This window comes from Clostridium sp. CTA-5, assembly GCF_054768135.1.
The window spans coordinates 118,637-132,739 of sequence record NZ_BAAAAT010000003.1 but is presented as its reverse complement, the minus strand read 5'-3'; the positions used below and the strand labels follow the sequence as shown (position 1 = coordinate 132,739).

Annotated in this window: 11 protein-coding genes; all 11 read right to left on the bottom strand. The window is 28.6% G+C overall.

Features of this window, described 5'->3' with window-relative positions; all coding sequences use genetic code 11:
* Window positions 1-41: 41 nt before the first annotated feature.
* Window positions 42-575, bottom strand: a complete 534-nt coding sequence (locus ACYUET_RS08650) for a nucleoside-triphosphatase (RefSeq protein WP_460278915.1) — start codon at window positions 573-575, stop codon at window positions 42-44.
* A 179-nt stretch (window positions 576-754) separates the two neighbouring features.
* Window positions 755-1,132 (bottom strand): RidA family protein, encoded by a 378-nt coding sequence (locus tag ACYUET_RS08645; RefSeq protein WP_460278914.1) that lies wholly within the window; start codon window positions 1,130-1,132, stop codon window positions 755-757.
* Between the two features lie 445 nt (window positions 1,133-1,577).
* Window positions 1,578-2,666 carry a 4Fe-4S binding protein gene (locus ACYUET_RS08640; protein WP_460278913.1) on the bottom strand — a complete coding sequence of 363 codons (1,089 nt, stop codon included), beginning with the start codon at window positions 2,664-2,666 and terminating at the stop codon, window positions 1,578-1,580.
* A gap of 111 nt (window positions 2,667-2,777) precedes the next feature.
* Window positions 2,778-3,470, bottom strand: a complete 693-nt coding sequence (locus ACYUET_RS08635) for a YczE/YyaS/YitT family protein (RefSeq protein ID WP_460278912.1) — start codon at window positions 3,468-3,470, stop codon at window positions 2,778-2,780.
* Between the two features lie 12 nt (window positions 3,471-3,482).
* Entirely contained in the window at window positions 3,483-4,814 is a 1,332-nt protein-coding gene (ssnA, locus tag ACYUET_RS08630; RefSeq protein ID WP_460279131.1) for a putative aminohydrolase SsnA, read from the bottom strand.
* Window positions 4,815-4,840: 26 nt separating this feature from the next.
* Window positions 4,841-6,049, bottom strand: a complete 1,209-nt coding sequence (gene dpaL / locus ACYUET_RS08625) for a diaminopropionate ammonia-lyase (RefSeq protein WP_460278911.1) — start codon at window positions 6,047-6,049, stop codon at window positions 4,841-4,843.
* A gap of 36 nt (window positions 6,050-6,085) precedes the next feature.
* The gene (gene arcC, locus ACYUET_RS08620) at window positions 6,086-7,018 is read right to left on the bottom strand and encodes a carbamate kinase (protein WP_460278910.1); all 933 of its coding nucleotides are present in this window, start codon (window positions 7,016-7,018) and stop codon (window positions 6,086-6,088) included.
* A gap of 187 nt (window positions 7,019-7,205) precedes the next feature.
* Entirely contained in the window at window positions 7,206-8,399 is a 1,194-nt protein-coding gene (gene ygeW, locus ACYUET_RS08615; RefSeq protein WP_460278909.1) for a knotted carbamoyltransferase YgeW, read from the bottom strand.
* A gap of 91 nt (window positions 8,400-8,490) precedes the next feature.
* A complete protein-coding gene (locus tag ACYUET_RS08610; protein ID WP_460278908.1) occupies window positions 8,491-9,690 on the bottom strand; it encodes a YgeY family selenium metabolism-linked hydrolase in 1,200 nt (399 codons plus the stop codon).
* A 379-nt stretch (window positions 9,691-10,069) separates the two neighbouring features.
* Window positions 10,070-11,812 (bottom strand): sigma-54-dependent Fis family transcriptional regulator, encoded by a 1,743-nt coding sequence (locus ACYUET_RS08605; protein WP_460278907.1) that lies wholly within the window; start codon window positions 11,810-11,812, stop codon window positions 10,070-10,072.
* 629 nt (window positions 11,813-12,441) lie between these two features.
* Window positions 12,442-13,770, bottom strand: a complete 1,329-nt coding sequence (locus ACYUET_RS08600; RefSeq protein WP_460278906.1) for a uracil-xanthine permease family protein — start codon at window positions 13,768-13,770, stop codon at window positions 12,442-12,444.
* Between the last annotated feature and the right edge of the window lie 333 nt (window positions 13,771-14,103).

Below are 14,103 nucleotides of genomic sequence, written 5' to 3'. Positions count from 1 at the left end.
TTTTTAACTTCCAATTAACTCAGTTGTCATAAAATTTTACTTTATTTAAATATATTTTTTATATATTCAATAATTTGTTTTTTAATAATTTCTCTTTCTTTATTTGTAATTTCTTCTATATCTATTATTAAAGTGTCATTTCTCTCACTTATTCCATTTAAGAACTCATCGTCTTTCTTCTTTAAAACTCCAATTACTAACTTTTCATTATTTAAACAGTTATTAATTTCTTCTATGAATTGTGGAGAACATTTTTCTAAAATCCCAACCTCATCTAATAAAATTATTTTAGAAACTTTATCTTCCATACTATTCCTTAAAATCTCTACACCAGTAATATTAAACCCTTTAACAAGAGCAGTACATTTTTGTGATGATGTATTTATTGAAATTTTATCTTTTAATTTACGCTTTAAATTAATACCTTCTATATAGTAACCACTTTTTTCTTCTTTTATATAATAAGGTAATGTTCTATAGCCTGAATAAGCAATTTTTAATTCATCTAGCATTTTATTAATTAATGTACTTTTTCCACATTGTATTTTACCTGTAATAAATATATTTTTATACATAAATAAATTCCCTTTTATGATTAGTTTTTATTCTTTAGGTTTATTTCTTAAACATTAAACAAAATATAAGCTGAATTATCCACATATTATTTAAAAATATAAATTTCTAAATAATAAAAAAACAGAATATAATTAATATGATGAGGTAGATTTCTACCTCATCATATTAATCATATTAATTATATTAATGTAGCAATAACCTCTACCTCTACCGGCGCATCCATTGGTAATTTAGCTACTTGTACACAACTTCTTGCAGGAAAATTTTGTGTGAAATATTGTGCATATACTTCATTTACTGCTGAAAAATCATTTAAATCTTTTACAAAAACTGTAGTTTTAATTACATTTTCAAGAGTTGTACCTGCATTTTCTAAAATAGCCTTACAATTTTCTATACTTTGCTTAGTTGCTTCTTTTATCTCTGTTGCCATAACCTTTGTATTTGGATTTATAGGTAATTGTCCAGATGTATATACTAACTTATCTATAATTACTCCTTGTGAATATGGTCCTATTGCTTCTGGTGCATTTGGTGTATTAATTATTTTCTTCATAATAAATTCTCCTTTTCCTTTTACTTTCCGGTTTTTTATAATTTTATAAAATGTATTTTTAGTGGATGTTAGGCACATGGCATAATAACTCCACTTTCAAATTACTCTTCTGCATTCTTAGGATTTGTTTATTTTAACGGCTTTTAAATGAATGTTGATATTGTTAATATAAGAGCGAACTGGCATTGGAATTTGCTTTTTAGAACTTTTAATGAAGATTTGTACAATTAATTGCTTGTCAACAATCTTTGATTGGGAACATGCATTAATTGGACTAAGCTTTATTTTAGTGTTCTTAAGTGAGAGTCAAAATTTTATATTTTGTTTCTCGAACTTACTGGACGAATGTATATGAGTCAAGTTTCCTGTTCCAATTCTGTCCATGAGCTTTATATTACAATGTCAACACAGTTTTAAAACATAGCCAGATATGTTAATTTTCATTTTAATTATATTGCATTGATAATGCATTCTTTGGACATCTAGTTACACATAATCCACATCCAAAACATTTATTACTATCGATGATTAATTCTTCTCCAACTTCTATTGCTTCATATACACAGCTTGTTTTACAAGTTCCACATTTTATACAAAGATCTTGTTTTACAGTAGGTGGTATTGATTCTGCTCTAAACTTTCTCTCTTCAGATTTTTTATGAGCAAGTCCTATTATTTCATTTACGTCCTTGTATCCATGACTATCTAAGAAATCATTTAATTCCTTAGCAATTTTTCCATAAACGCTTGGTCCTTTTAAAATAGCTTCTGTACAAACTTGAACAGATTGTGCACCTGCCATTAACATTTCTGCTGCATCCTTACCAGAAGTAATTCCTCCAACACCTATTATTGGTATCTTTATTACCTTAGAAGCATCATAAATATTTCTAATAGCTACCGGCTTTACTGCTGATCCTGATAACCATCCATATCCCTTTTCACTTCCCATGATTGGATATCCTGTTTCTATATCAATAGCCATACATGGTCCTACTGAATTTATCATTACAAGTCCATCTGCTCCTGCTTCTTCTAATGCTTTAGCTATTTTTTGAATATCTGTATGAGGACTCATTTTCATAAATACAGGACAATCAAGTGCTGCTTTAGCTGCCTTCATTGCTTCAACTATTGGAGCAATATCAGTTCCAACATAATGAGTTGATAATTCAACTGCATCTGCATATGGTCTTACTAAAGGTGCAACTTTTTTTATTTGATCTGCAGTGTATCCCATGCTTACTATCATTGGTACTCCTGCTTCCTTTGCTCTTTTATATTCTTTTTCTACCCATTGTTCCTTTGGAAGCTCTGACCAAAGTTCTGTATTTAAAAAACCTGCATTTGTTTTTGCCATACAAGGTCTTGGAACTGCTGCTGGCTTTTCAGATATTGTTTTTGTAACTAATCCACCAGCACCTCCTTTAACCGCTGAAACACATAGTTCCCCATCTTTTGCACCAGGTCCTGCTGCTGTAAATATTGGGTTATTAAATTCCATTCCAAGTATATTAACTTTTAACTTTGCCATAATACTGTTCCCCCTATAAAACCTTATATAAAATTAATCTTGTCTATTGTGCTTTTTAAATCTTGTACTTTTCTTATATTAATTTAATAAATATTATTTTATTTATAATCGCTATACATTTTTATTTACAATATTTTTATTTTTACTAAAATTACTATTATCCCACATATCCAACAAAGTATAATGACTATATGCATCAAAATTATAATGTAATATTTTTGCTGAAAAACGTATTAAATATCCAATAAATGTTGCTACAAAAATTGATCCAATTCCAATAGGTCCTTTCAAAACCGCTCCTATTACTAAGGCTGTTAATTCCATAACTGGTCTCACTTTTTCAACGCTTTTACCAGTTTTCCCTATTAAATACTCCATTAATTGATCCCTCGAACCTACTCCCAATCCTGCTTTTAGCGCTGTAACTATTCCAAAAGCAAGCATTGCTACTCCAATTATTAGCATTAGTATTCTAAATAGAATTTCTTCTGGTGTATTAATTGGAATATACTTATAAATTAAGTCAATAAAGAATCCTATAAAAAAGGCTTCAGCCAAAGTACCAACTCCTGGTATTATACCTTTATACCATGTAAAAGCTAATATCGTTATTGAGACAAGTTGAGATGCTTGTCCTATTGAAATTGGTAACTGAATTGACAATCCTACCTGTAAAACATCCCACGGACTTGGTCCAAGATTACTTTGTATTGCTAATACAATTCCTGCTGCACACAAAAATAATCCTAGTATATCTACTGACATTTTTACTAACCATTGTTTCAATCCAATTTTTGTTTTCATCAAAATCTCCTTTTAATTAATAGACCTCCATAATTTTCCAGAAATTTCTCTTGACTGCTCAAATATTTTATTTTCATTTAATGTCATAATTCTTCTATTTTGCATTATAACTTTACCATTAATAATTGTTGTATCTACACATCTTCCACTCATTCCAAATAATATATGTCCATTTAAATTTTGTTCACTCATTGGTGTTAATGGATTATAATCAACAATTATTAAATCCGCATATGCACCCTCTCTTAATATTCCAAGTGGTTTATTAAAATATTTAGATGCTATATCTCTATTATTTTCAAATAACATTTTGCTACTTTCTACAAATCCTACATTGGAGTCACATAAATTATGTTTATGGATTATATTTTCAACCTTCATTGATTCAAGCATATCTGATGTATATCCATCAGTTCCAAGACCAACTACTACTGCATTTTTAATCATTTCTATTACTGGTGCACAGCCAACAGCATTTCCCATATTAGACTCTGGACTATTAACTACATTAGTATTTGTTTCTTTTAAAATATCAATCTCTCTTTTATTAATGTGAATACAATGTGCTGCTATTGTTTTTTCTCCTAAAATTCCAAAATCATTTAATCTTTCAATTACTCTCTTACTATTATTTTTCAAGGAATCATTTAAATCTTCAATTCCTTCTGCTGCATGAATATGATATCCTGCATCAAGACCTTTCATGCTATCCACACATTTTCTTAAACTTTCATCACTAAGGGTAAATGATGCATGCATTCCAAACATACCTTTTACCATATCATCAGCTCTTTTACTTGAAGCTTTAATAAAGTTAACGTTTTCTTCTATACCATTATTTAAAATTTCTTCGCCATCTCTATCGGAAACTTCATAAGCATAAACCCCTCTAATACCTAAATGAGTAGCTGCATCTGCTATAGTAAACAAACTTCTACTTGCTGACATAGGGCTAGCATGATGATCAAATACTGTAGTAACTCCATTTTTTACACAATCAATTAAAGTTGTATAAGCACTGTATTTAACATCTTCTAAAGTTAATTTCTTATCTATTTTCCACCAAACATTTTCAAGAATATCAATTAGATTTTTTGATGGAGGATTATTTAATATTAATCCCCTTGCAAATGCGCTATATATATGATGATGAGTATTTATTAATCCAGGCATTATAACTTTTCCTTCTGCATCTATAAACTCATAATCTTTATACTTTCTTTTAAGCTCATTTGTATTGCCAACTTCTAGAATAATATTATCTTCTATTGCAATACAACCATCTTCTAAATAGGGCTTTTTATAATCTTGAGTTATTACCCTTCCATTTCCAACTAATAGCATCATGCCACCCTCTTTAACTATAATTTTTATTTATTATGTTCACCTTTCCAAACTATATCTTTATATTTATTTGGATCTGTATCTCCCTCTGTACTAAATAATAATACTTTTGAATTTTCATCTAATTCTAATGACTCTTTTAAATCTTTATATTTATCATTCTTCATTATCTCATAAAGTAATCCTAAAGTAACAGCACCTGATTCACCTGAAGTAACTTTTTTATCTCCTCTTAATGGGTTACCAAGTATTCTCATACCATTTGCTGCAACATAATCTGGAGATGAAACAAATGTATCAGAATATTCCTTTAAAACTTTCCAACCAATTGTATTTGCTTCTCCACAAGCTAAACCAGCCATTATTGTTTGCATATCTCCGCCTACTGCTTTTAAAGATCCATCATTAGCCATTGCTGATTTATATAAACAATCTGCTAAATTTGATTCTACTATTACTGTCTTTGGACAATTTCCATTAAATACAGAAGCAAAGAATCCTTGAATTGCACCTGCTAAAGAACCTACACCAGCTTGTATAAATATATGAGTTGGTCTTTCAACTCCATATTCAACTAATTGGTTTAATGCTTCAAGTCCCATAGTTCCATAACCTTGCATTATCCATGCTGGAATTTCTTCATAACCTTCCCATGCAGTATCTTGTATAACTATACCATTATTTTCACTTGCATATTTTGCTGCAAGTCTTACTGCATCATCATAGTTCATGTCAGTTATAGAAGCCTCTGCACCTTCTTTTCTGATATTCTCTAATCTTGTTTTTGATGATCCTTTTGGCATATAAACTACTGATTTTTGCTTTAATTTATTTGCAGTCCAAGCAACGCCTCTTCCATGATTACCATCTGTAGCAGTTACAAATGTAATTTCTCCAAGTTCTTCTCTTAACTCTGGTGAAATTAATTTTTCATAAGGTAATTCAGATATATCTTTATTTAATTTTTGTGCCATATACTTTGCCATAGCAAAAGATCCACCTAATACCTTAAATGCATTTAATCCAAATCTATATGACTCATCTTTTATATAAATTCCACCTAATCCTATGTCCTTACTTAAATTTTCTAAATTAACTAATGGTGTTTCTTCATATTGAGGGAAACTTTTATGAAACTCTCTAGCTTTAGTTATTTCCTCTTTGCTTAAAAAATCTAATAAGTTCTCATTATTAATTTTAGGTAGTGTATTTTTTTTCCATAATATATTTTCCATAATCTCGCCTCCAATTAGCGTTATAGTTAAAACTTTCTAACCCTTTATTCTAGTACCAGTCTTACCATTTATTCCATCCTTTGCTTTCTCAAGAAGAGTAATTAATGAATATCTACCTTCTTTTGAAGAAGCAAAATCTATTCCCGCTTCTACCTTTGGTTTCATTGAACCTGGTGCAAAATGACCTTCTTCTACATACTTTTTCATATCAGTTACATTGACATCAGCTAACCATTGTTCATTTTCTTTGCCAAAATTTATAGCAGCTTTTTCAACAGCAGTTAAAATAATTAAACAATCTGCATCAAGTTCTTTTGCAAGTGTACAACTAGCAAAATCTTTATCAATTACAGCTCCTACGCCTTTTAAATGATTTCCTTCCTTTATAACAGGGATTCCACCCCCACCACAAGCAATTACAACTTGACCATCTTTAATTAAATTTTTAATTGTTCCTATCTCTACAATACCTACTGGTTTTGGTGATGCAACAACTCTTCTATATCCCCTACCAGCATCTTCAATTACTTTGTCTCCCTTTTTAATGGCAATTTCAGCTTCTTCCTTTGTCATGAAACTACCAATTGGCTTAGTTGGATTTTTAAAAGCCTCATCTTCTGGATTTACTTCAACTTGTGTAATAATAGTTGAAACATCCTTATTTATATTTCTATTTAATAACTCTTCTCTAATTTGATTTTGTAAGTCATATCCTATATATCCTTGACTCATAGCTACACAGACTGACATAGGACAAATAGAATATTTATGATCTAATTTATGAAGCTCACTCATAGCTACATTTATCATTCCAACTTGAGGGCCATTTCCATGAGAAATAACAACTTCATTTCCATCTTCAATCAAATCAACTATTGCTTTAGCAGTAGTTCTTACAGCATTCATCTGTTCTTCTAATGTATTGCCTAATGCATTTCCACCTAATGCAATTACAATCTTTTTTTTCATATTTCCCACCTCACTATTTATGTTTTAAAATCCTAATATTAGGGTTAAATACAGGCTCTTATGGATTTTCCAAAAGAGCCTTATTAATTCTGAAACAAATAATAAATTAATTTATTTCTAAAAAGAAACTCCTAATCAAATACGTTTTCATAAATAATTTTACTTAAACAAATATAAAATTGTGAGCTTATTCAAAGTGACGTGGTTTATTTTTTTCAACTAATTTCTTTAAAGTCTCTTGAGGATTTTTAACCTTACTTAAGAAAATCATAGCTGCTATAATGTATGGTTTAAAGCTTGCTTCTTTATATAAAGATTTTCTATATCTATCAAATACACTAGCATCAACTTCTCCTGTTTCACAGCTTACTCCTGTGATATCAGCTGGTAAGCAATGCATGTAGATAGCCTTACCATCTTTAGTAAGCTTCATTAATTCTTCAGTACATTGCCAATCAATGTGCTCTTCATTTTGTTTTAGTAATTCTTTTTCTAATTCATCAATACCAGCTTGATCTCCTTTTGCATATAAATCTGTTCTTTTTTCCATTGCAATATAAGGAGCCCAGCTCTTTGGATATACTATATCAGCATCCTTAAATGCTTCTTCCATAGAATTTGTTTTTGTAAATGATCCACCTGATTTTTCTGCATTTTTCTTTGCAACTTCTTCAACTTCACCCATAACTTCATAGCCTTCTGGATGAGCTAACACAACCTCCATTCCAAATCTAGTTAATAGTCCGATAACACCTTGTGGAACTGAAAGTGGTTTACCATATGATGGTGAATAAGCCCAAGTCATAGCAACCTTTTTACCTTTTAGATTTTCAACACCACCAAGTTCATTTATTAAATGAAGTGTATCTGCCATTACTTGTGTTGGATGATCTATATCACATTGTAAATTAACAAGAGTTGGTCTTTGTTCTAATGTTCCATTTTCATTACCTTCTTGAACATATTCTGAAACATTTTTCATGTAAGTATGTCCTTTTCCAATAAACATATCATCACGAATACCAATAACATCAGCCATGAATGAAATCATATTAGCAGTTTCTTTTACTGTTTCTCCATGAGCTACTTGTGATTTACCTTCATCTAAATCTTGTACTTCAAGACCTAAAAGATTACATGCAGATGCAAAACTAAATCTTGTTCTTGTTGAATTATCTCTAAATAGTGAAATTCCAAGTCCACTATCAAATATCTTTGGAGATACATTATTTTCTCTTAACTTTCTTAAAGTTTCTGCTATTGTAAAAACAGCTTGAAGCTCATCATCAGTTTTATCCCAAGTTAACATAAAATCATTATTATACATGTCCTTAAAATCTAATGTATTTAATTTTTCAATATATTTATCTATTATACTCATCGTAATTCCTCCAATATTTCTTCTTTATTTATTTTTTATTAATGATTATATTTTTAATAATGTTACTCTTAAAACATAGTCTTATTTATCTTTATTTATTGCTACAATAAATTGTTGGTACTGCAGCATATACAGCAGCACATCTTACTAAATCAGCTTTCCAAGTCTTTTCATTTGGAGCATGTGCTTCTTCTTCTTTTCCTGGTCCAAATCCTATACATGGGATTCCATATCTACCCATTATTGATACTCCGTTAGTTGAGAATGTCCATTTATCTACTAATGGTTTTCCATACATTCCTTCATAAGCTTCAACCATAGCTTTAGTTGCTGGTGCATCTTCAGGTATTACCCAAGTTGGGAAATAACAGTCTGTTGGATATACAAGGTTTGTCCAACTTGGTCTTTCATATTTATACATAGTTACTTCTGCATTATATTTTTTAACAAATGGAAGATTTCTTACTTCTTCTAATGCTGATTCAAAAGTCTCTCCATCAGTTAATCTACGATCTAAAGAAACTGCACACATATCTGCTACTGCACAACGTGATGGTGAATTAAAGAATATTTCTGAAACTGTTACAGTTCCTTTTCCTAAGAATTCATCATAATGTAAGTTATCATTTAATACTCTAACTTCTTGTAATATATCAGCCATTTTATAAATTGCATTATCTCCACGTTCTGGAGCAGATCCATGACAAGATATACCCTTAACTTCAACTCTTATTTCCATACGGCCACGTTGACCTCTATAAATATTTCCATTAGTTGGTTCAGTTATTACAACAAATTCTGGTTTTACTTTATCTTCATTATGAATATATTGCCAACATAATCCATCACAATCTTCTTCTTGTACTGTACCAGTTACTAATACTGTATACTTATCAGATAAAAGATTTAAATCTTTCATTATTTTTGCTCCATAAGTTGCAGAAACTATTCCACCTAATTGATCTGAAGCTCCACGACCACCTATTTCTTCTTCATTTTCATATCCTTTGTAAGGATCAAACTTCCAATTACTTATTTCACCTATTCCAACAGTATCTATATGCGCATCATAAGCAATTAGGGTTTTACCAGTTCCCATATATCCTAAAACATTTCCCATATTATCGATTTCAACTTTATCAAAGCCAAGCTTTTCCATTTCTTGTGATATTCTCTTTATCACTAACTCTTCATTAGCACTTTCTCCTGGGATAGAAATTAAATCCCTTAAAAATTTTGTCATATCTGCTTCGTAAGCTTTTGCTTTTAACTTAATGTTTTCAAAATCCATATTTATTCCCCCGCCTTTTATAAAAAATATTATTTTATGTCACTGTTTTTGTAGTGATTTTATTTATGTATCACCACTAACTATTACTGTAGCAATTACCTTGCCAAAATTCTGAAATATTTTCTTTAATTTTTATAGAAAATCCCCCTTATACCTTACTTAATCACATTATTTTAATCACTTATTTTGATTTTAAAGTAAATAATTATCATTTTGATAATTATTTTTATCAAAATAATAAGACAAATAAAAAAATAACAGACCATTACACCTATATACTTAGTCTGTTAATTTCTCTTATATTCCTAGTTTAAAACTTACTTTATTCTACTAAATTTAACATAATAAAATATATTTTATCATAATGATAAATTATATTTTATTCCTCTATTTTTCTATATAAAGTGGCTATTCCTATACCTAATTTTTTTGCTACTTTCATTTTACTTTTAGTCGAATTTCCATACTTATCCAAAGCTTTTTTAATGTATATTCTTTCAATGTCTTTTAATTTCATTATGTCATCATCCATACATATTTCATCATTTCTATTTTTAAGTTCTTCATTATAACTTTGTACAAATGATGTTGGTAACATAGACTTTTCAAGTATGCCATTTTCTCCTGATAAGCTTACCATAAACTCTACTATATTTTCTAATTCTCTTATATTCCCTGGCCAACTATAATCCTTAAAGATTTTTATTATTTCTTTATCTATAGTATGTATATACTTGTTGCATCTTACATTATATTTTTCAACTAACATTTTTGTTATTAATAAAACATCATCTTCTCTATCCCTTAAACTTGGTACTTCAATAGGAATTATATTTAACCTATAATACAAATCTGCTCTAAATTTACCTTCATCAACTAATTTTTTTAAATTTTTATTTGTAGCTGCTATTACTCTTATATTTAATTTTATTAACTTATTAGAACCTATTTTTACAATTGTTTTTTCTTGTAATACTCTTAAAATTTTTACTTGTAGATATAATGGCATATCACCTATTTCATCTAAGAAAATTGTTCCATTATTAGCAAGCTCAAACTTACCTATTCTACCAGAAGAACTTGCTCCTGAAAATGCACCCTTAACATATCCAAAAAGTTCACTTTCTAATAAATTTTCTGGAATAGCACCACAATTTATTGCTATAAATGGCATGTTTTTTCTATTCCCCTCTGAATGTACTGCCCTAGCTACCAATTCTTTTCCTGTACCACTTTCTCCTGTGATTAATATTGTAGCATCAGTATATGACACTTTTTTTATTTTCTTTTTAAGTTCTATTATATTGTTTGCTTGTCCAACTATTGAATCACAATTTATACTATTCTTTTTTATTTCTTCTTCAATAGTAATTAATTCTTTAAAAACAATTATTTTATTACAATCTTTATTATTTATATAGTTGTTTACTACTTTCCCTATAATTTTAAATTTTTCATTTTCAATATTAAAATTATAAATACCTCCTTTAGGAGTGTATTCATCAGTTTCTTCTATTGTTATTTTTTTGCCTATTATATTTGGCTTAACTTTTAATATCTTTAATGCATTATTATTTGCTATTATTATTTCATCTTTTATATCTACAGTTATAATTCCATCATCTACAGAATTTATTATTTCCTTTAAAAATTTGATACTGTTTTCATTTTCTAGTATTTGATTTTGTTCTATTACTTTAATTGAAATGAACTCAGCTATCTGCTCTAAGAATTTAATCATAATAGTTAAATTACTTTTTAATTTTTCTTTTTGATCTTGATTAGAACATACTAAACCGATTACTCCAAATGTACTTTCTTCATATTTAATAGGTACACATATTTCCATAAATTCATTGCAATTGCCCTTTTTCTTACATTCATCACATAATTTATCTTTACCTGGATTTTCTATCACTAGCGTTTTACCAGTATCCAAAGCTTTACTATATACATATCCTTGATCTCTTATGTTTTCTCCGATTCTATTTTCATATATTCCTGTTGCAGCAACTCTTATTAATTTATCATCAACTATCTCAACATCTATTGTTAATAGATTTGATAGTAATACAGAATATTTATTTATTATTTCTTTTATATCTATTAAATTTATCTTCATTTCTGAACCCACCTATTATATTCTAATATTTGTTTTTAATTTGTTGTTTTTCTTATCGTTTTTATTTTTAAATACTTTACTATTATACCATATAGTACCATGATAACTCTAAGCATATCAATCTGTTTTTTATCTTTAATATATATGTTCTAATTAAGTTATTACATTTGTAATCTTTATACAACTTTTATAGAAAATTATATCTTTAATTAATAATATCTAGTTAGAAGCATATATATCATAAATTTTTCTATATAAGTTCCTTACTAAACTAGTTAATCATACCATTTATAAATATTCTAAGATTTATATTAATGAACAAACTTTATTTAAACTTATATATAGTATTCATTATTTATACTAAAATAATATAAGAATAACTTTAGTCTTACTTTGTTAATTATAATTTTATGTACAATAATAAAGTGGCTACGCTATATTTAAATGAACAATTGTGGTTGAAAGCCACAGGATTTCTGCAAAATATATCATTTATCTTAGATTTTATCAGCCTTTCAGGCTTCAAAAATTCTATACGTTCCTACGCATAAAAAAAGAGCTAATAGATTTTAAAAATTATATTTCAAATCTATTAGCTCTTTCCCGCTATCTTTATTATTTATATTCTATTATTCATTAACACTTTTTTCATTTATCTCATCTTTAGGTAAAATTAAATTTAAAGCTATTGCTACTAATGTAGTTACAACTATTGAAGATTTTCCAAAGATTGATATAAACCAACCTGGGAATAAAGCTAAAGCATCTGGAACTTGAACTATACCAACACCTAAAGCAATTGATAAGCCTACAATAGCAGTATTCCTAGCTGTAAGTTTAATTGATGAAATCATCTTAACTCCAGTCATTGTAATAGTTGCAAAAACTGATAATGTAGCTCCTCCAAGTACACATTGTGGAATACTTGTTAATATTGATGCAAATTTAGGTACTATCCCTGATATTATAATAACTATTGAAGCAAATACAAATACACTTCTATTTATAACTTTATTCATAGTTACTATTCCAACATTTTGACTAAATGTTGCAGTAGGCATACCTCCAAAAAATGCTCCCACAATACTACTAATACCATTACCAATTATTCCTCCTGAAAGTTCTTGATCTGTAGGAACTCTATTCATTCCGCCTCCAGTAGTAGCAGAAAAATCTCCTATTGCTTGAACTGAATTTACAATATGCATTATAACCATGGATATAATTGCTGTAGCATTAAAACTCATACCAAAATGCATGAATTTAGGTATTTGTACCCACCCTGCTGATTGAAGATCTGTAAAAGAAACCATTCCTAAACATAAAGCAACAATATATCCTACAACAATTCCTACTAATACAGATGCAAGTTTTAATGAGCCTTTAGTAAAATAATTTAGAAAGATTACTACACATAAAGTTATAAGTGCTACTCCCCAATTTTTAGGTGAACCAAAAGTTGGACTTCCAGCTCCACCAGCTATATACCTAATAGCAACTGAATATAATGATAAACCTATTGAGAATATAACAGTTCCTGTTACTATTAATGGAAAAAACTTAATTAACTTTTTAACAAATATTCCAAAAATAATAGCTACTACTCCTCCAATTACTTGCGCTCCAAAAATTGTTGCAATATTAAATTCATCAGCTATAGCTATTAACGTTGGTACATATGCAAAACTTGTCCCTATAATTATAGGCAATCTTGATCCTATTACTCTAAATATAGGAAAAAGTTGAATTAAAGTTGCTATACCAGCAAAAAATAATGATGATTGAACAAGTAAAATTTTATCTTCTGGATTTAATCCAGATATACCTGCCACTATTATAGCTGGAGTAACACATCCAATAATCATAGCTACAACATGTTGTAATCCTAATGGGACTATTTCTTTCAACTCTGGTCTACCTTCAAATTGAAAAAGCAAAGACTTCTCATTTAACTCCATAAAAACCTCCCCCTTATACCAGAATCATAGTTATACGTTTACAATAATTCTCATAAATATTATTACGCAATACTTGTGCCAATTAAAAACCTTGTTTTTGCTAACTTTTTTCAACTTTCTAATAATTAAACTCATTTTATATATCATTAAAACTCTAATCATTATCATTTTGATAACCTTTTTTCTCATTTTGATAATGTCTTTTTTTATTTTCAATATCATGATTACAACTTACTATGTATTATTTCATTTATTAAAATGATAAATTAAACAAAAATTTCCGATAACTATTGTCACTAGTCGTCGATCTTTATACTTGTAATGTTTTTATTT